Genomic DNA, 18,981 nt, shown 5'->3' with positions numbered 1-18,981 from the left:
CCAAAGATCCGGTCGGCCAAGTGGAGCTGAAGATCGGCCCGTTCCGGATCACCGTCGACTCGGCGCGGTTCACCTCCAGCGGCGAGAGCGGGCCCGAACTCTACGACGGGCTCACCCTGACCACCGACGGGACGGCCCGCTCCCTCTGGCACCGCGACCGGTCCGGCGCCACCGCCTTCCCCGACCACGATCCCTGGTTCGGGCTCGACGATTCCAACCGGAGTCAGATTTTCAGCGGTCGGGCCACCGTCACCGCCTACCTCGTCGATGCCGACTACAGCGCCGGGAACAACGACGACGTGATGGCCGCCGGACGCGTCCACTGGGATCCGGCGCTCGGCTTCGGCCGGTTCACCGCCAAGATGGCCGGCGTGGACGGCGGCGAGGCCTCCGTCACCTACACCGTCACCCCGGTGTCGGGCGTCCCCGCCTGCCGGGTCCGCGTGGACCAGGCGGAGCTGACCTACTTCGACGACGGCACGACCCGCCCCGCGCTCTACGGGGACATCGCCGTCCGGACCGGTGACGGTGCCCGCACCGCCGTGTGGTCGCGCTCCGGCTCGGACCCGTCGACCTTCCCCAACCAGGGCAACCGCACCGACCCCGACCCGTACTTCTACCAGCGGGTCGGTTCGGGGACCACGTACGGGCCCGGCCCGTTCGAGATCGGCGTCTTCCTCTGGGACTACGACGCCTCCTCGGCCGACGACCTGGTCGCCCGGGGCACCGTGGCCTGGGATCCGTACACCGATCAGCCGGGTACCCGTACGAGCGAGTTCCGCGGGGACGACGGAGGGCACGTGAAGGTCACCTGGACCGCCCTCTGCCCCTGATCCGGCGGCGGTCCTGACGGGGGCGCGCCCCGTATGAGCCCGTCCGCCCCCGTCGAGCCTCCGGGCGCCCCGTCCAGGCCCTGACCAGGGCGCCCCGTCCGCAGTCACACTCGGCGGCATGGACGACGACGCGACGGACAACCACCTACGCACCACCGGCCCGCAGACCGCTTCGCAGGCCGGCCCGCACGCCGAGGACCCGGCCGATCGCAGTGCCGTGAACCGCGCCGAGGACCGCGCCGAGGACCATGCCGTGGTCCTCGGCGCGGGCATGGCCGGGCTGCTGGCCGCGCGGGTGCTCGCGATGCGGTTCTCCCGGGTCACCGTGATCGAGAAGGACGAACTACCGGAAGGCGAAGCGGTGTTCCGGCCGGGGATACCCCAGTCCCGGCACACGCACGTCCTGTGGGCGCGGGGCATGGAGCTGATCGAGCGGATGCTGCCGGGCATCACCGGCAAGCTCGTGGCAGCGGGGGCCGCCCTCGCCGAGTCGCCGCGCGACTTCCTCTGGCTGAGCCCGGCCGACTGGTTCGGGCCGGTGCCGGGGGCGAAGGTGCTGCTCGCGAGCCGGGAGCTGCTCGACTCGGCCGTGCGCCGGGAGGTGCTCCGCAACCCGCGCGTCCGGATCCGGGCGGGCCGGACGGCCGCCGGACTGGTCGCCGGGCCGGACGGCCGCACGGTGACCGGTGTGCGGCTGCGCGACGGCGAGCGGCTGGCCGCGCGCCTCGTCGTCGACGCGACCGGCCGCACTTCCAAGGCCCCCGCATGGCTGGCGGAGTTCGGCCACCCGGCGCCGGCGGTCACCCGCTACGACTCCCATCTCGGGTACTCCAGCCGCTACTTCGAGATCCCGGACGATCCGGCCCGGCGCTGGCAGGGCGTGTACGTCCAGGGCCGGCCGGACCTTCCGCGCGGCGGGGTGCTGATGCCGCTGGACGGGAACCGCTGGCTGGTCACCCTCGTCGGCAACGGCGAACACGCCCCGCCCGTGCGGGAGGAGGAGTTCCTGCCGTTCGCCCGGAGCCTGCGCAGTCCGGCCCTGTACGACGCCATCCGGGACGCGGTACCGCTCTCCTCGCCCACCGCCTTCCGGAACACGGCGAACGAATGGCGGCACTACGAACGCCTGGAACGCTGGCCCGCCGGATTCGTGGTCCTCGGCGATGCCACCTGCCGCTTCAACCCGGTGTACGGACACGGCATGACCGTCGCCGCGCTCGCCGCGGAGGCCCTGGCCAAGGAGATCCGCACCCTGACCCCGGAGCAGATCGCCGCGGCCTCCCGCCGGATCCAGCGCCGGACCGTCGCGGCGGCCGCCGTGCCCTGGCAGATCGCCACCAGCGAGGACATGCGGTACCCGGTGACGGAGGGGCCGCCGCCGGACCGGGCCACGCGGATCCTGCAGCGCTACATGTCACGGGTGCTGGCGGGAGCCAACACCGATCCGGCGATCGCCTCCCGCTTCTTCGGCGTGCTGTCGCTGACCCGCCCGCCGGGCACGCTCCTGGACCCCGTCACGATGGTCCGCGTCCTGTCCAAGCCGCGGCTCCCGGACACACCGGAAGCCACCGCCTACCCGACCCACCACGGCGCGCCGGCGGGACGGGTCAGGTAGCGCTCGACGGCCTCGCGCGCACGGGCGCTGGAGGCCGCCGCTTCGGCCAGGGACCGGGCCAGGGCCTCGATCCACTCGTCCAGGCCCACCTGGCGGCGGGAGAGCACGATGCCCCGTACCTCGTGGCAGATCTCACCGGTCACCCGGCCCCGGTCCGTCCGCAGCGACAGCCGTTGCTCACCGAGTACGACGTCCAGTGCGGTGACCGCGCCCTCGCGCCCGGCCAGGCGGTCCGCGACCGAACGCCTGCGGTCGACCCGCACGGCGCCGGGCGGCAGCGACTGCGCCAGGTCCGACGCCAGCACTCCGACGTGCAGGCTCAGGTCCGCCTGGTCCGTGCGCAGCGCCGCGGCCAGCAACGCCACGTCCGTCTCCGGCGTCTCCAACATCTCCGGCACCGTGGGGACTTCGGGGAGCCGGGAAGGCTCGGGGGCCTCGGGGACCTCGGGCAGTTCAGTCATCGAGGCCCAGCACCATGGTCGGCCGGTCGATGACGTGGTCGGCGCGCAGCGGGCGCACCGCGGTCCCGATGGCGAAGAACTCGGTGGTGTGCGACCCCCAGCTGTGGGAGTGCTGCTTCAACTGGACCGCCACGATCCCCTCGGCGTCCAGGGCGGACGCCTCGGCCCGCATCCGGCTCATCGCCAACTCGCGCGCGTCGTACAGGGCCTGCGACAGTTTCGTCAGTTCCTGGTTCTTCGTCCACCGGCCGACCTGCATGCCGACGTGGTAGACGGAGGAGCCCAGGACCAGGCCGAGGGGGCGGAAGCCGGCCTCGCGCACCAGCAGGAACTCGTTCACCGACAGGTCCGAGGTGAAGAGCGAGCCCTTTTCCCCCGGCCGGAGCTGCGCCAGCCGCCGCATCGCCTCCTCCGAAATCCCCTGCCCCTCTCCCTGCCCCGCCACTGTCCGCCCCGTTCCCTCGGTCATCTCAGTGCTCGCGTTCCAGTCGCATGATGGTCAGCGGTCGGTGTTCGGCGGGCCGCTCGGAGCGGCCGAACCGGGCGACGGCGGTGCCGACGAGGGCCGCCTCCGCCACGAGATCGCGCTCGTTCCCGAAGGAGGGGCACTCGTTCTCGCGCATCCGGAGCGCGATGTCGTCCACCACCACCCCGTCGGCGCCGTGCCGGGCGGCGCCGTCCGCGAGGTGCTCGTGGGCCTTCCGGCGTACGTGGCCGACCAGTTGGGTGTACCCGTCGATCTCCTGGTTCCCGGCGGTCCAGCGGGTCCGGCCGGAGGTGCGCCAGTCGTCGTGGCGGGTTTCGAGGGCGATGCCGAAGACCAGTGCGGTGGGAATCCATCCGGAGCGCACGAGCCGGGCGAAGTCCTGTCCACCGACGTGCGAGGTGAAGGGCTCGCGCGGACGAACCCGGGAGCGGGCCCGCACCGCGGTGCCGAGCGCCGTGAACTCCACGGTGTGCAAGGTGAATTCATCGACCCGCAGTTTCACCCCGACGGCTCCGTCGCCGCCGAGCGCGCGGCACTCGGTCACCGCCCGGGCGAGTGCCAGCCGGCGGGCCGTGTACAGGGTCCGCGCCAACTGGGCGTAGGGGGTGGTCCATGGGGAGGAGGGAGTCCTGGCGCCGTCCGTGACCGACCAGGCGCCCGGGCAGCCCCAGAGGTCGGTGTCGGCGATGTTGAAGACGGCGGTGCCGACGACCTGTCCGACCGGCTCGAACCCGACGCCCCGGACCGCCGCGAACTCCTTCACCGACAGGGCCGAGTCCCAACCGCCGCCGGAACGGGTCCGCGCCGTCCCGCCGTCAAGGGTCCCCGGCGGGCCGGTGTCTCCTCGGTGTGCCATCGATCCCGTACCGTCCGCCCCTTGGCCGCCATGTGGCTCACGGCGCCCCCCCTCGGCAGCGTATGCCATCCATCCCGGGGTCCACCGGACGTCCTAGGATCGACTTCATGATCGCCGAGATGCAGTGCGTGGTGCTGGACTGTCCCGACCCGGCGGCGCTGGCCGCCTTCTACCAGCGCCTGACCGGTGGTGAGGTCAACCGTCCGGACCGGCGCTGGGCGACCGACGCGACCTGGGCGACCCTGCACCTCCCGGCCGGCCAGGTCCTCGCCTTCCAGTACGCCGAGGACCACCGGCCGCCCCGCTGGCCGGACCCGGCCCGGCCCCAGCAGCTCCACCTGGACTTCGCCGTCGCGGACCTGGACGCGGCCCATGCGGAGGTCATGTCCCTCGGCGCCACCCTGCTGGACGGGGGCAGGGCGGGCGAGGGCTGGCGGGTCTACGCCGATCCGGCCGGGCACCCCTTCTGTCTGGTGCGCCACTGACCGGCGGTCCCCGCCAACCCCCGCGTTCAGCTGCGGCAGGTCACTTCGACGGGCTGAGCTGCACCGTCGTCAGTGCCCCGCCCGCGGCCTCCTTCACCACCGTGAGCCGGGTCCCGGTGTCCGGCACCTTGACCCCGAGCTGCGGCAGTCCCGCGTTCCAGTACGACCCGTGGCGGTCGTCGAAGACCGGTACGCCGCTCCGGGCCGGGATCACGGTCGGTACTCCCGCCTTGTGCAGGACGATCCGGTCGCTCTTCCCGAGGGAGAAGGTGGCGTCGAAGGTCTGCGCACGCGCGCCCAGCAGCGTGCCGTCCGCGTGGGTCAGCGGTTCCGGGCGGGAGTCGACGGGCAGCAGCATGCCGCCGCCGGGGTGCGCCTTGGTGGTGTTGTCGCTGTACGCCGTGTCCCAGAGCCAGATCAGCACGCCCTGCTGGTACGGGTAGAACTCCACCTTGTCGCCCGTGAAGCCGAAGTTGTACGGCCCCGTCCTCAGCAGGCTGCCGTAGCCGGTGTAGCGGCGGTTCTCCACGAAGTACGCGCGCGGGTGCTGCTCGCTGCCCGTCCGGCCCTCCGTACGCGACCACTTGACCGCCGTCCAGCCGTTCGCGCCCTGCTCCGCCCCGTCGCGCAGCAGCTCCCGGCCGTCGGCGCCCGCCGTGACGCGGATGTCGTCGAAGGTGACGCCCTTGCCGTGGGTGTTGCTGTCCGAGGTGACGCGCAGCCTCAACTGAACCGATGTGCCCGCGAATTGGGTCAGCGGGACCGAGAGCTGCGTCCAGCCGGCCGAGGTGCCGGAGACGCCCTTAGCCCCGATCGGCGTGGCGTCCACCGTGCCCGGCAGCGCCGTCCAGGCGGCCCCGCCGTCCGTGGAGGCCTCCACCGTCAGGTAGTCGAAGTCCTGCTCGATGTCGTACCAGACGCGGGCGTCCAGGCCGGCCGGCGTCCCGGCCGCGATCCCCGAGAGGTCGACCGTGCGCGACAGCGTGTTGTCCATGAAGTCACCGGTACCGCTCCACCACTGGCTGGCGCCCTCGTACGGGTCCACCAGCTCGGTCTTGGTCGAAGACGGCGGCAGGTGCACCAACAGGGCCTGCGGATCCTCGGTGTTGTAGCCGGACACCCCGAGCGTCGCCCGCGTCGTGCGGCCCGCGTCGGCCTCCGTGTACTGGAGCCAGCCCAGCTGCAGCTTGCTCCAGGGGTCGAGGTCGCCCGGGAACTCGCCCGTGGAATTGCGGCCCTTGCCCAGGTAGGACGCGGAGGACATCAGCGACCAGAAGTTGACGCTGTTGTCCCCGTCCGAGCTGTACAGGTCCGGCAGGCCCAGGTCGTGCCCGAACTCGTGCGCGAAGAGGCCCGCGCCGCTGTTCTCCCCGCCGGTCAGGTAGTCCCCGGCCCAGATGCCGGTGTCGCCGACCGGGGCGCCGCCCGCCTTGTTGCCCTCCGGGCCCGCGCTGCCGGCCTGGTTCCAGTAGGCGAACCAGCGGTGCGCCCACACGGCGTCCTTGCCCTGCGTACCGCCGCCCCAGGTCTGGTCCTTGCCCGCGTGGACGACGACGAGGTGGTCGAGGTAGCCGTCCGGCTCGTCGAAGTTGCCGTCGTGGTCGGCGTCGTAGCGGTCCCACACGTCGTACTCGGCGAGCTGGGCCTTGATCTGCTCCGGCGTACGGCCCTTCGCGCGCTCGGACTTGTACCAGGAGTCGGTGGCGTCCCGGATCATGTCCCAGTTGGTCCGGCACTGGCCGGACTCGGAGCAGTTGTCCGTGCCGTAACGGGCTTCGTTCCAGGGCAGTTTGACCCAGTCGGTCACCATGCCGTCCATGTCGTACCGGCCGGAGGACTGGAGCCGGTAGTAGGCGCGCAGGGATGCGGACTGCGGGTCGGTGGAGAAGAACTGCTTCTCGTAGAAGGACCGGTCGAAGTCCTTGCGCCACAGGGTGTGGTTGTCGTCCGCGGCCGGCTTGCCGATCGTGTTGTGCGCCGGGCCCGGGGTGCCGCCGAAGCGCGGCTTGCCCTCGAACTGGGTGGTGTTGTCCACCTGGTCGCCGAACTCGGCGAGGATCACGAAGACCTTGTCCTTGCGCTCCCGGGCCAGTTCGACGTAGCGCTTGCCGACCTTGGCCAGGCGCGGCAGCGTGCCGTCTGCCTCGGCGCGCAGGCCCCCTGGGCGGCCGGCGGCCACCTCTTCGAGGGCCTGGCGGCGCAGGGCCTGGCGCTGGAGCTCCAGGGGCGCGGGCGGCGGGGCGGCCCGATCGGCCTGCTGCTGCCCGGCGGGCGTCGGGGGCGGGGTCGGGGGTGCGGTGGCGGCGAGCGCGGGGGCGGCGAGGAGGGCGAGGGATATCGCCGCTCCCACCGCAGCGAGTCTGCGCAACGTAGCTGACCTTTCTGGAGGTTCCGGTCGGTCGGGTTGGCCGGAGCGGGAGTAATATTTCACATGTGACAGGTGATTGATAGATGTGGGGGAGACGGACGACAGGTGCGGGTGGGCCGGGGGCCCGGGGGCGGGGGCGAGGGCGGGTCCGGGGATACGGGGGCCGGGATGGGGGCAGCTGCGGGGGCTGGGTGGGACCGGGACTGAGGGCCCGGGGACCGGGTCCGGGCCCGGGGTCGGGGGTCCGGAGGGCGGCCGTGTGAGGCGAGGGTGCGACCGGACGTGCGGCGGGGAGGTGCCTGGTGGGCCGGACGCGCGGCGGAGAGGCGGCCGAGTGTGGCCGGGGGTGGCCGGCCGTCGGGCGGGTGTGGTCCCGCCGGTGTCCGGGGTCCGTGAACTCGGCGTTCCGAGGGCCCCGTTCGCCGCGCGGCGCTATCGTGCCGAGCGGGGACGACTGTGCGAGGGGGCGGAGCCGCGATGCGATTTCTGTTTGTGCACGGCACGGGGGTGCGGCGCGAGCGGCACGACCAGCTCTTCGCCCTGGTCCGGGACCGGCTGACCGCCCGGTTCCCCAGGGCGACCGTCGACTCCTGCTTCTGGGGGGAGCGGTACGGGGCCACCCTGAGTGCCCAGGGCCGTTCCGTGCCCGGACTGAGCGCTCCCGGCGCTGCCGTCGGCCCGGACGACGAGGAGATCGCCGAGTGGGGGCTGCTGGTCGCCGACCCCCTCTGCGAGCTGCGGGTGCTGGCGGAAGCCGGCTGGGACACCGGAGCCGGCGGCGACCCCGACGGCGATCTCGATGACGACGCCTTCGCCATGCCGGGCGTCCAGTCCGCGGGCGAACGCGTCCTGGAGCTGCTCGCCGAGGTCTCCGGGGTCCCCGACGGCGGCGAACAGGCCGCGTTACTGCTCGGGACCGGCCTCGCCGCCGGATTCCCCGCCGCCCTGAAGACCGTCTCCCGTTCCGCCGAGGCCGCCCGCGCCGGGGCCCGCGCCACCGGCCAGCCGCAGGCCCGGGAACTGGCCAAGGCCCTGGCCCGCGCGGTGACCGCGGCCGCACTCGCCTCGGCCGGAGCCGAAGCCGACTGCACCGGAGCCGAACGCGACCGCCTCGTCGAGCTGATCACCACCCGCCTCGGCGGCGACGCCCGGGTCCCCGGCGCCCGGGCCGCCGCCGTCCTCGGCAGGCTCGCCCTGCGCGTCACCACCCAGCCGCTGCTCAACGCCTGGCGCGGCTCCCTCACCGTCGGGGCCACCCCCGCCCTCGGCGACATCCTGCGCTACCAGGCCCGGGGCGCGGACCTCCGCGCGTTCCTGCACGAGCGGATCACCGCCGAGCCGGGGCCGACCGTACTCATCGGCCACAGCCTCGGCGGCATCGCCCTGGTGGACCTCCTCGCCCTGGCGGCCGCCCGCGGCGAGCCGGTGCCCGGAGTCCAACTGCTCGTCACCGTCGGCTCGCAGGCACCCTTCCTCTACGAACTCGGCGCGCTCGCCGGGATCGTGCCGGGCAGCAGGCTCCCGTACGCCTTCCCGCGCTGGCTCAACGTCTACGACCGCCAGGACGTGCTCTCCTACCTCGCCGAGCCCGTCTTCCCCGGCGACCCGCGCGTCAGCGACCAGGAGATCGGCAGCCGCCAGCCCTTCCCGGCCTGCCACAGCGCCTACTGGAAACAGGACTCCCTCTACGCACGCATCGAACAGGCGGTGGCCGAAGCGGAGATCGGGTGAACTCCCTCGACTCCCTGCCCCACGACCTCGGGCCGCGCACCTTCGCGCTCGTCGCCGGGGTCGAGAGCTACGACGTCAGCCGCCACTGGAACCTGCGCGGCCCGGCCCGCGACGCCCTGCGGTTCGCCCGCTGGCTGACCGGACCGGGAGGGGTGCCGCCGGGACACGTACGGCTGTTGCTGTCTCCGCTCGACGACCCGGACTCGCTCGAATGGTCGGCCTCCGACGGTCTGGAGGCCCTGCGCACCGCGCACCGTCCGGCGACCGAGGCGAACGTGAAATCGGTGCTGTTCGACGAACTCCCGGCGTGCGACGGAGATCTGCTCGTGATCTTCTGGGCCGGACACGGATACACGGAACCGCGCCGCGGTGAACTGATGCTGCCTTCCTCGGACGCCACGCCCGGCCAGATCCGCCACCTCAACCTCGACTCCGCGCTGCGCTGGTGGCGCACCAACCTCGTCAAGCGCGAGCTCTTCCGGTACCAGGCCACCCTGGTGGACGCCTGTCGGGTCGACGCGCCCCGCGACGCCCGGTGGAACTTCGGCAGCAGCGACTACGGCGGCGGTGCGACGGTCCCGGGGCGGCGCCAGTTCCGGCTGTACGCCTCCCGCGAGGGCGAGGCCGCGAAGAACGACGCCGAGCGCGGCGCGGGCCGCTTCACCGAGGAGCTCCTCGCCGAACTCGGCGAACGCCCGTTGCGCGAGGCCGTTTCCGGTCTCGCCGACACCGCCCGCTCCATCCACCGCACCTTCCTGGGCCTGCGCGACCGCGGGGAGGGCTGGCAGCTCCCGCAGTTCGTCGTGGACCGCGACTGGGACGCCTCCTCCTTCCTCGGCTTCCCCGACGACGGGCGCCCCGGGCCGGCGCCGCCGGGCGCGGGCCGCCTCGACCAGGTCGCCTGGGACGGGCTCGGCGAGCTCTTCGAGGACCGCGACCTGCCGCGCTGCGCCTACGAGGCGTACCTGTGGGCGTTCAAGGCGGCCGGCTGCGCGGCCCCCGTCCGGGGCGGCCTGCCCGGGGACACCCTGCTGGAAGTGGTGCAGGACCTCGACGAACGCCACGGCGGGCCGGGCGGGATGCCGCTCCCGGTGCCCTTCGTACGGTTCCTCGGAGAACAGGGCGCGCCGGGCGACGAGCGGTGGGCGGCCCGGCTGTGCGACTGGGTGCGCGCCACCCGCGAACGCCTCGCCCTGCCCGCGCTGCCGCCGCCGCCCCCGCCCGCGCGCAGGACGGACCTGCACGTGCGGCTGGAGACACCGCCGGGCGGGGAGGACGGGTTCCTCGCCCGGATGTGGCTGCGCCGGGAGGCGACCGAGCACATCTGGGAATCGGAGGGCGAGCCGGTGCGGCTGGAGGCGGTACGGGACGCACTCGTACGGCAACTCGTGGCGGCCTCGCGCGTGGGGGGAGCCGAGGAGGCGGAGGCGTGGCGGCTCTCCGGCGCGGTGGAGCGGATCGAGTTCCACGTGCCGTACGAGCTGCTCGACCTGGACTTCGACCAGTGGCCGGTCCCGCGCGGCCCGGGCAGGCGGACCCGGCCCCTGGGGGTGCTCTACCAGGTGGTGGTGCGCTGCCCGCAGGAGCGCGAGTACACCGGCGCCGAATGGCGCGGCAAATGGCGCTGGCTGTGGGCCCAGGGCGGCCGTCACCCGGAGGCGGTCCGGGTGGTGGCCGACGCGGACGCGGACGACGGGCTCGGCATGGAACTGGGAGCGGGCCCGGCGCCCGCGTGCGTGGTGGCGCACACCCGGGCCGGGGCGCGGACGGCGGCGGTGGTGGAGGCGGTACTGGAGGGCGGCGTCCCGGTGGCCCTCTGGCACCGCGGTCCCGCTCCGACGGGCACGGACCGGGCCGGGGCGGCGCAGGCGGCTCCGGGCGGCTTCGCGTACGCCGGGACGGGCCGGGCGGGGAGCACCGCGGAATCCGGGGATACCCGGGGTGCCGGTCCGGGCGGGGCCGCGTACGGCCTGCTCGATCTGCTGGTGCCGGCCGGTGAGGACGGGCGGCCGCCGGACCCCGGCGCACTCGACGTCCTCGCGCTGCCCGCCCGCGTGCGCGCGGTGCGCCGGGCGGCGGCCGTCGCGGACGCGGGCGCCCCCGGCGCCGACCGCCGACAGCCGCCGGGGGGAGACCGGTTGGTCCTCCTGTGGGACGATCCCGACGACACCCTCACCCTCCGGTCCCTGGCTTGAACCCGCTCCCGATGCCGCCGCCGACCCTGATCCCCTCTCCGGCCCCGACCCCGGCCCCGGCCCCGGACCTGGACCCGGGCCCCGGGCCCGCTCCCGACTTCGCATCCGCACCGATCCCGATGACCGCTCGCGGCGACGGCCCGCGACACCGACGATGGAGGCAGAGGCTGTGGTGAAGGACTGGTGGCTGTACCAAGGGACCGGCGAGGCCGCCGAGCGCCGGGCCAGGCTGGAGGCCGGACCGCCACCGCCCTGGCGCGATTTCAAAGGCGTCCCCGACCCGGGGTACACGCCCCCGGGCCGCGAGGGACCCGCCTGGGAGCGCACCTGGCGGCGCGGCGAGGGCTACGTACCCGACGAGTTGGAGAAGGACGTGGTCAACACGGCCCTTCACCTGCGCCGGCCCCTGCTGATCACCGGCAAGCCGGGCGTCGGCAAGTCCACGCTCGCCTCCAGCATCGCGGCCGACCTCGGCCTGGGGCCGGTACTGCACTGGCCGGTCACCAGCCGCACCGTGCTGCGCGACGGCCTGTACCTGTACGACGCGATCGGCCGGCTCCAGGAGGCGGGGCTGGAGCAGATGCGCACACCCGGCGCCGTGCCGCCCGCGGCCCGCGGGCCGGTTCCCGCTCCGGCGGACGGCGGACCGTCCATCGCCCGCTACCTGCGCCTCGGCCCCCTCGGCACGGCCCTCCTGCCCCAGGACCGCCCCCGCGTCCTGCTCGTGGACGAGATCGACAAGAGCGACATCGACCTCCCCGGGGACCTCCTCACCGTCTTCGAGGACGGCGGCTTCGTCATTCCCGAACTCGCCCGGCTCGTCAAGGAGGCCCCCACCGTCGCCATCGGCACCGACGACGACACGGAGGAGGTCGTCCGGATCTCCCAAGGCCGCGTCCAGTGCCGGTACTTCCCCATCGTCGTCCTCACCAGCAACGGCGAACGCGATTTCCCGCCCGCCTTCCTGCGCCGCTGCGTCCGGCTCCACCTGGACCCGCCGGGGCCCGACAAGCTCGCCCGCATCGTGCGCGGCCGGCTCGGCGTCGACATCGAGAACAGCGACGAGTACCGCGATCTCGTCCAGAGCTTCCTGGAACGCGCCGAGGACGGCGACCTCGCCACCGACCAGCTCCTCAACGCCATCCAGCTCCGCCTGGCCGGCGCCTGGTCCGCCCCCGGCGACCGCGAACGCTTCCTCGCCACCGTCATGCACCACCTCACCGGACCCTCCGCGTGATCGAGAGGCTCCTCGCCGCCCTGGCCGAGGGCGCCGAGGACAACGGCCCGCGCCCCGGGGTCGGAGCGGAGGAGATCGCCGACATCCTGTGGCTCGCGACCCGGGTCGACGCGGCCGCCCTCCGCCCGGAGCCTCCCGGGGCGCCCCCGGCGACCGGACCCGAAACGTCCTCCGACGCACCGGAGTTGCCCGCCAAGGCGCGCGGCGGCGCCGTCGAACCGGGAGTCCAGTACTTCACCGCGAACGCGACCGCACCCACCGCAGCCCCCGCGCCCGAGGCCCCCGAGGACCGGGCCGCGGGAGGCGGCCCCGGCGGCGCGCCCGCACCGCCCGCGGCGCCCGTCCCGCCCGCGGCGCGCCGGGGCACCGCCGTGCGGCTGCCGCGCGCCGCCTCCCTCGACGACCCGCTCGCGCTGATGCGCGCCCTGCGCCCGATCGGCCGCCGCGGCATCGGAGGCCCGGGGGAGGAACTGGACGAACAGCTCACCGTCGAGCGCAGCATCGAGCGGATGGTGCTCACCCCGGTCCTGCGCCCCGCCGAGAGCCGCTGGCTGGACGTGGCCCTGGTCGTCGACTCCCACCACTCGATGCTGCTCTGGTCCGACCTGGTGGAGGAGGTGCGCGGGCTCCTCACCCGCAGCGGGGTCTTCCGCGACGTGCGGACCTGGCGGCTCACGGGCACCGGCCCCGGCGGCGTCCCCAGGGTCGCGCACCACCGCGACAGCCCGCCCCGCAACCCCCTGGAGCTGGTCGACCCGGCGGGCCGGCGGCTGATCCTGGTGCTCTCCGACACGGTCGCCGGCGGCTGGCGCGAAGCGCCCCTGCGCGGAGTGCTCCGGCAGTGGTCGGCGCACAACGCGGTGGCCGTACTGAACGTCCTGCCCGAGCGGCTCTGGACGCGCGGGGCGGTCCAGCCGGCCCCCTTCGCCGTGCGCGCGGACCGGCCGGCGGCGGCCACCCGCTCCTGGCAGCGGGTCCCGATCGCCCGGCGGGCCCGCGGGGGCGGGGCGGTGATCCCGGTGGTCGGCATCGCCTCCGGGAGCCTGGCCCGCCTGGTGCGGGTGGTGTCCGGCGACGGCCGCTGGCGGCGGCTCGCGTGCCTGCGCCTCGACGCGGAACCCGCGCGCGGGGGCCCGTACGGGACACAGGGGGCTCCGAAGCTCTTCCCGGACCCCCTGGAGGCGGTGGAGCGCTTCCGCGCGAGCGCCTCGCCGACGGCCCAGCGCCTCGCCGACCACCTGGCCGCCGTACCGCTCACCCTGCCCGTGATGACCCTCGTACGCCGCTCCCTGCTGAGCGAGTCCGAGCACGGCCACCTCGCGGAAGTGGCCCTGGGCGGGCTGCTCGCCCCCTGGGACGGCGAACAGGACGCCGACAGCGCTCAGTTCGAGTTCCTGCCGGGCGTACGGGAGGCCCTGCTCGGGTCGCAGCTGCGCGGTGACGTGGCCGCCGTACGGGAGCTGGTGCGGCGACGGGTGTGGGAGTACATGTCCCACAAGCGCGGCACCGGCCGGGACTTCACGGCGATCCGCCGCGGGCCCCGGGGCGGGGGGCACCGCGAACTGGCGCCGGACGCCATGCCGTTCGCCCTGGCCGCCGGGCCGGTGTCGGGACTGGCCGACCGGGTGGTGCGGGTCCGCTTCGAGTCCCCGCGGGAGCCGCAGGCGGTGGGCGTGCTGTTGTCGCCCCGGCTGGTCCTTACGGTCGGCGAGGCGGCGCAGACCCAGCGGTCGAGCCCCACCGCCTGGGTCCGGGTCGAGGAGCAGGAGTTCCTCTGCTACCACGCCTGGGGGGACGGGGCGGCGCCCCAGGTGCTGCTGCTCGTTTCCGACGTGGACCTCGTCGACCCGGCGGTCTGGACGGAGCCGGCCTGGGCGGAGGGGTTCGCGGCCCCGGGGGAGCGCCTCGTCGTGGACGGCGCGACCGATCAGGGCGAGGCGGTGGCGCTGGCCGCCGAGGTCCTCCCGTACGAGGGGGAGCGCAACGGGGAGCTCGTCCGGCTCTCCGCCGAGCCGGAGGCCTGGACCCACTACGCGGGCGCCCCGGTCTCCCGGGACGGACGGCTGGTGGGCATCGTGCACTCGGTGTTGCCGGAGCGGATGGTGTTCCTCACCGGGCAGGCTCTGCTGGAGCAGCCCGGATTCCGTGCGGTGGTGGCGGCGCACGCCGGCACCGGGAACGAACGCTCGGGTGTCTGCCTGGCGGTACGGATCCAGGTGGAGGAGGGGCCGACCGACCGGTCGGCGACGGAGGAAGTGACCCAAATCCTTCTGCGTGCACAGACGGGCGCAGGCGGGGCCGGCTCGGTGTACTCCAAGGGAGACGGGGTCCTGTTCGTCCCCCTGGAGGATCCAGGCTCCCTCGGAAAGGCCGGCAGGCTGCTGGCCGCACTCCCCCCGGCACTCGAGGCGCTACGGGCGGGTTCGGGCGAATGGGAGATCTCCTTGGTGGTGGGTCTGGCCAGAGGGCGGTTCACGCCCGATCTGCGTGGGCCGGCGGCGGACGAGGCCGGGGCGCTGGTCGGCCGCCTGGTACTTGCAGCGAGGCCGGACGGTTCCCGGGAGCCGGCGACGGTCGTCATCGTGAGGGGCGAATCGATGCGCGGTGTCCCCGGGCTGGAGAACCTCGGGGTCGCAGCACTGGCGAACACGGGGACGGAGCCGCGCAGGTGGAACTGGTCCGACCCCGCCGCCGAGGTGGGGAGGGCACTGATCGATGCCGAGCTGGGGATCGACGTGCCGGCCGTCGGCTGGCCGAGCTGCGGGTACGGCGGCACGCAGGCGGTTCCGGGCGGGTGCATCGGCATCCGTCTGCCGGGCCGCCTGCGCTGTCTCGCCCACGTGGCGGCGGTGGAACGGGCCGAGTACCTCAATGCGCTCCGACCGGGCTCGGACGTGGACCTGCGGGGTACGGCCTTCAGCGACGGGCTGCTCGGCCAGCTGCTGTTCGCTCTGCGGGAGCCGGGGACGGGACAGGTGAGGGCGGGGCGCGTGCTCTTCGACCGGGCGCGCTTCACCGGTGACTGGGCCGTGCCCGGAGGCGAGTTCGAGGGCGGGGCCTCCTTCGACCTGGCGGTCTTCGAAGGCCGGGCGGGGTTCGACACGGTCCGCTTCAAGGGGGGCGCATCCTTCGGGCGGACCGATTTCCGGCGCGGCGCGACCTTCGACGCGGCCGTGTTCGACCGCGAAGCACGTTTCTTCAAAGCCGACTTCAACGGCAACGCCGGATTCACGGAGGCCGTGTTCGCCCAGGGTCTCGACCTGGCCGAGGCCGAGGTGTGGGACAGGGCGCTGATGGACCGGATGCGCGTGCGGGGAGTCACGGACCTCGCGCACACGGTCTTCCACGGCCACAGCACCTGGCAGCGGACCACCTTCCAGGGCCCCGCCGTCTTCGCGTCCACCGTGTGGGGCTCCGGCGCGGTGTTCGACCAGGCCCGCTTCGAGGGCCGGGCCTCCTTCGACCACGCCACCTTCGCCGGACCGGCGTTCTTCAAAGGCGCGTCCTTCGCGGACCGGGTGACCTTCGCCGCGACCGACTTCGCGGATCACGCGGAGTTCATGGACACGGCCTTCGCCGACCCCTCGGGGCTCCCCGAGGCGTGGCGGCCGCTCCTGCCGCCGTCGGGCGCCGCGACGTTCACGCTGGGCGGCGCCCCCGGAGGTTCCGACGTGTCGGGGCCCTGAGCTACCCGCTCCGCCGGAGCAGGAAGAACAGGCTGGGACCGAAGTTGAGGGCGGCCAGCGGGCTCTGGATGCGCTGCTCGACCGCCAGCAGGCGGTCCTCGCCGACGCTGCGCTTGAGCCGGCCGCTGCGCATGTTGGACACCGACAGCTTGTCCTCGACCCGCAGTCCGGCGTCCGCGAACTGCCGCACGACGGTGTCGGGATGGTGGTTGACGAAGGGGATGCTGCCCTCGGCCACCTTCTCGGCGGAGCGGATGTCCACGGGGCTGCGCGGGACACCGCGCAGCCGCTTCGCGTAGCGCAGCTTGTTCAGCATGTGCGCGGAGTTGGCCACCTCGATCAGGGCGCGCCCGCCGGGCTTCAGTACGCGCGCGATCTCGCGCAGCGTGGGGCCGGGGTAGGGCAGGTGGTGCATGACGCGGATCATCGAGACGAGATCGGCCGAGCCGTCGTCCACCGTGAGGTGGCCGGGGAGCATGTGGTGCGCGGTGATCCCGGGCTGGTCGGCCAGCAGCCGTCCGGCGATGGCCACGTGCTTGGCGCTCGGGTCGAACATCATGACCCGGTCCGCGTACTCCTTGAGGACCGGGCTCAACCGGCCGAAACCGCCGCCCACTTCGCAGGCGAGCCCGTAACGGCGGCCGCCGATCAGCCGTTTGACCGCGGCTATCTCCGCCGCGTGCTCGTAGTCGCGCCCCTGCCAGTAGGCGACGTAGTCCTCCGACTCGTCGTCGTACTGATCGGCCCGTGTTTCACCGCTGTCCATGTGCATCCCCCCGGTGTGCGTGTGTGGCGCATCATCTCGGCGGATCTCGGGGGGAAGCAACGGCTCCGGTGTGTGGATACTGCACGCATTCCCGGGTGCGGGGCCCGCCGGCCCCGCACCCGGGCCGGGATCAGGCGGTGGGCGGTACCCGTCCCGGGCGGCCCGCGCCGCGGGTCAGGCGGTAGCCGCCGATGCCCGCGAGGGCGGCGAGCAGGCCGCCGGCCGCCGTCCAGAGCCAGCGGTCCGACCACCAGGTGCCCGACCAGCCGTCGGCCGGTGCGACGCCGGACGCCGTGCCGGCACCGGGGACGAGCGGCGCGGCCAGGGCGTTGTCGGCGGCGTAGGCGCCGCCGACGTCCCTGGCCTCGGCCCGCAGGCGTGCCCGTACGGGCTGGCCGAGGTCCTCCTGCGCGAGGTCGGTGACCGTGAGCCGGACGTAATAGGCCCCCGGCAGCGGGTCGTTGGCCCACTGGTCGGCGCCCGAGCGGACCGGGCGCAGGGTGCAGGACAGGTCGACGGTCGCGGCGTCCTTGGCGGCCGTGCCGGTCTGCGTGCCGTACATGCAGGGCTGGCGGCGGCGCAGACCGTCGTACACGTCGAGCTGCCACGTGGAGGCGGAGTGCCGGCCGGTCGCGGCGGGCAGGGTGACCGAGGCGCGCACGGTGGCGCGCTGGCCCGAGTCCAGGGGGAGCACCCAGTAGAGGTAGTCGCCGGTGGACGCGTCGGCCGTGGCCTCCTGGTCCAACTGGAGCGGGGTGGCGGTACGGAAGGCCGTGCCGGCCTCGGTCGGACCCGCCCCGGCGCCGCTCGGGCTCGGCGACGGCGAGGCCGCCACCCCGAGCAGGCCGCCGCCCACGAGGAGGGCGGCGGTCAGCGTGCGCCGCACGCTTCGGTCACGTCTCAGGGCAGTCATCAGTTGGTCCTCCAGACCGCGATACGCCAGCGGGAGACCCAGCCCCACACCAGTCCGGCGAGCAGGCCGGTGAGCGCCAGTGCGCCGAGCAGCCACCAGCCGCGGCCGAGGCCGAAGGAGGCCACGTCGGACGCCCCGTCCGGGCCGTCGACCACGTCGATGGTCAGCTCGACCGGCATGCCCGGGGTGGTCTTGACCGAGGCGGGCGCCGAGAAGGAGTTGCTGACCTGGAGACACACGGTCTCGGCCGGCTCCTCGTCGTCGGCGCTCCCGGCCTTGGGATAGCGCAGACCGGACGAGATCAGGTCGGTCCGCCCGTCACCGGCCTCCTGGCCGCGTACGATCTCCCGGCCGCTCTGCGTCGTGGCGCGCAGCAGCACGCCGTAGTCGTTGTTCACGGCGCGGTCGGCCCCGATGCTGACCGAGGCCCGCAGTTCCTGGCCCGGGGCCACGGAGACCCGGTACCAGCGGTGTTCCGCGAAGCTCTCGCGGTCGCTGTAGAGGCCGGGCTTCAACTCCGGTGCTCCCGCACACTGCTTGGCGCCTTCGGTGGCCACCGGATTGACCACCGGTGTGGCCGCCCGGCCCACCAACTGCCGCACTCTGCCCGACAGTTCGGCGGTGTGCTGCACGGAGGTGTAAGTGCCGCCGGTGGCTTCGGCGATGCAGATCAGCTGGTCGCGGGTCTTGGCGTCGGGGACGAGCCCGAGCGTGTCGATGACCAGGTGGATCCCCTTGGCCGCGATGTCCCGTGCCACTTCGCAGGGGTCGAGCGGGGCGCAGGTGTCCTCGCCGTCGGTGATGAGCACGATCCGCCGGGTGGCGTCGCCGCCCTTCAGGTCCTCGGCCGCACCGAGGAGCGCCGGTCCGATGGGAGTCCACCCGGTGGGGGCCAGCGTGGCCACCGCGGTCTTGGCCTCGGTGCGGTCCAGGGGGCCCACCGGGTAGAGCTGCTTGGTGTCCTTGCAGCCGAGGTTCTTGTCGGGGCCGGGGTAGTTGGCGCCCAGGGTCCGTATGCCGAGCTGTACTTCGTCGGGCACGGCGTCCAGTACCTCGTTGAACGCCTGTTTCGCGGCGGACATCCGGGTCTGCCCGTCGATGTCCCGCGCGCGCATCGAGCCGCTGACGTCCAGCACCAACTCGACCTTGGGAGCTTCCTTCGCCACCGGTTCATCGGCGGCGGCACCTGACGGGAACAACCCGACAGCGAGGGTGAGGAACAGGCCGTACGCACTGGCCCTCACCCGTCTTCTAGTGATCATCGCCGGATCGTATTGAGATTCCCCGCACCCGCCAAACCGAGCACCTGTTCCCGGCCCGGTCCGGGAGCGCGCGGCCGTACGTCAAC

Annotated in this window: 14 protein-coding genes; 7 read left to right on the top strand and 7 right to left on the bottom strand. The window is 73.9% G+C overall.

Annotated features, from left to right (window positions below; genetic code table 11):
• The first annotated feature begins 20 nt into the window (after positions 1–20).
• Both ACODT5_RS11440 and ACODT5_RS11435 read left to right on the top strand, forming a co-directional pair.
• Positions 21–833 carry a hypothetical protein gene (locus ACODT5_RS11440; RefSeq protein ID WP_422519057.1) on the top strand — a complete coding sequence of 271 codons (813 nt, stop codon included), beginning with the start codon at positions 21–23 and terminating at the stop codon, positions 831–833.
• 118 nt (positions 834–951) lie between these two features.
• The gene (locus ACODT5_RS11435; protein ID WP_422519056.1) at positions 952–2,448 is read left to right on the top strand and encodes an FAD-dependent oxidoreductase; all 1,497 of its coding nucleotides are present in this window, start codon (positions 952–954) and stop codon (positions 2,446–2,448) included.
• Here the strand turns inward: ACODT5_RS11435 and ACODT5_RS11430 are convergent.
• The 3 genes from ACODT5_RS11430 to ACODT5_RS11420 all read right to left on the bottom strand — a co-directional run bounded on the left by ACODT5_RS11430 (position 2,406) and on the right by ACODT5_RS11420 (position 4,252).
• The gene (locus ACODT5_RS11430) at positions 2,406–2,909 is read right to left on the bottom strand and encodes a hypothetical protein (protein ID WP_422519055.1); all 504 of its coding nucleotides are present in this window, start codon (positions 2,907–2,909) and stop codon (positions 2,406–2,408) included. The two genes, ACODT5_RS11435 and ACODT5_RS11430, sit on opposite strands and share 43 nt — an antisense overlap.
• A complete protein-coding gene (locus ACODT5_RS11425) occupies positions 2,902–3,312 on the bottom strand; it encodes a heavy metal-binding domain-containing protein (protein WP_422519054.1) in 411 nt (136 codons plus the stop codon). The genes ACODT5_RS11430 and ACODT5_RS11425 overlap by 8 nt, the downstream gene beginning before the upstream one ends.
• 67 nt (positions 3,313–3,379) lie before the next feature.
• Positions 3,380–4,252 carry a heavy metal-binding domain-containing protein gene (locus ACODT5_RS11420; protein WP_422519053.1) on the bottom strand — a complete coding sequence of 291 codons (873 nt, stop codon included), beginning with the start codon at positions 4,250–4,252 and terminating at the stop codon, positions 3,380–3,382.
• 107 nt (positions 4,253–4,359) lie between these two features.
• Here ACODT5_RS11420 and ACODT5_RS11415 point away from each other — a divergent pair, with 107 nt between their 5' ends.
• A complete protein-coding gene (locus ACODT5_RS11415; RefSeq protein ID WP_422519052.1) occupies positions 4,360–4,737 on the top strand; it encodes a VOC family protein in 378 nt (125 codons plus the stop codon).
• Between the two features lie 40 nt (positions 4,738–4,777).
• Here ACODT5_RS11415 and ACODT5_RS11410 read toward each other — a convergent pair whose 3' ends face one another.
• Positions 4,778–7,105, bottom strand: a complete 2,328-nt coding sequence (locus ACODT5_RS11410) for an immune inhibitor A domain-containing protein (protein ID WP_422519051.1) — start codon at positions 7,103–7,105, stop codon at positions 4,778–4,780.
• 477 nt (positions 7,106–7,582) lie between these two features.
• On the opposite strand from ACODT5_RS11410, the gene ACODT5_RS11405 reads away from it, so the two are divergent.
• From ACODT5_RS11405 to ACODT5_RS11390, 4 genes are all read left to right on the top strand, one after another.
• On the top strand, positions 7,583–8,836 hold the full coding sequence (locus ACODT5_RS11405; RefSeq protein ID WP_422519050.1) for a hypothetical protein: 1,254 nt from the start codon (positions 7,583–7,585) through the stop codon (positions 8,834–8,836).
• Positions 8,833–11,031, top strand: a complete 2,199-nt coding sequence (locus ACODT5_RS11400; RefSeq protein ID WP_422519049.1) for a VMAP-C domain-containing protein — start codon at positions 8,833–8,835, stop codon at positions 11,029–11,031. The genes ACODT5_RS11405 and ACODT5_RS11400 overlap by 4 nt, the downstream gene beginning before the upstream one ends.
• Before the next feature lie 172 nt (positions 11,032–11,203).
• Positions 11,204–12,268 (top strand): AAA family ATPase, encoded by a 1,065-nt coding sequence (locus tag ACODT5_RS11395; RefSeq protein ID WP_422519629.1) that lies wholly within the window; start codon positions 11,204–11,206, stop codon positions 12,266–12,268.
• Positions 12,265–15,954, top strand: coding sequence for an SAV_2336 N-terminal domain-related protein (locus ACODT5_RS11390; RefSeq protein WP_422519048.1), 3,690 nt, complete (start codon positions 12,265–12,267; stop codon positions 15,952–15,954). The genes ACODT5_RS11395 and ACODT5_RS11390 overlap by 4 nt, the downstream gene beginning before the upstream one ends.
• 1 nt (position 15,955) lies before the next feature.
• Here the strand turns inward: ACODT5_RS11390 and ACODT5_RS11385 are convergent, their stop codons facing one another.
• The 3 genes from ACODT5_RS11385 to ACODT5_RS11375 all read right to left on the bottom strand — a co-directional run bounded on the left by ACODT5_RS11385 (position 15,956) and on the right by ACODT5_RS11375 (position 18,895).
• Positions 15,956–16,720: a class I SAM-dependent methyltransferase gene (locus tag ACODT5_RS11385; protein WP_422519047.1), complete on the bottom strand. Its 765-nt coding sequence runs from the start codon at positions 16,718–16,720 to the stop codon at positions 15,956–15,958.
• A 130-nt stretch (positions 16,721–16,850) separates the two neighbouring features.
• Complete coding sequence (locus tag ACODT5_RS11380) at positions 16,851–17,633, bottom strand: hypothetical protein (RefSeq protein ID WP_422519046.1); 783 nt, start codon at positions 17,631–17,633, stop codon at positions 16,851–16,853.
• Complete coding sequence (locus ACODT5_RS11375) at positions 17,633–18,895, bottom strand: VWA domain-containing protein (protein ID WP_422519045.1); 1,263 nt, start codon at positions 18,893–18,895, stop codon at positions 17,633–17,635. The genes ACODT5_RS11380 and ACODT5_RS11375 overlap by 1 nt, the downstream gene beginning before the upstream one ends.
• Between the last annotated feature and the right edge of the window lie 86 nt (positions 18,896–18,981).

It is taken from the genome of Streptomyces tatrensis (assembly GCF_049310065.1).
In the GTDB taxonomy this organism is placed as follows: domain Bacteria; phylum Actinomycetota; class Actinomycetes; order Streptomycetales; family Streptomycetaceae; genus Streptomyces.
The sequence above is the reverse complement of the archived record's forward strand: the minus strand, read 5'-3'. Positions and strand labels throughout refer to the sequence as shown.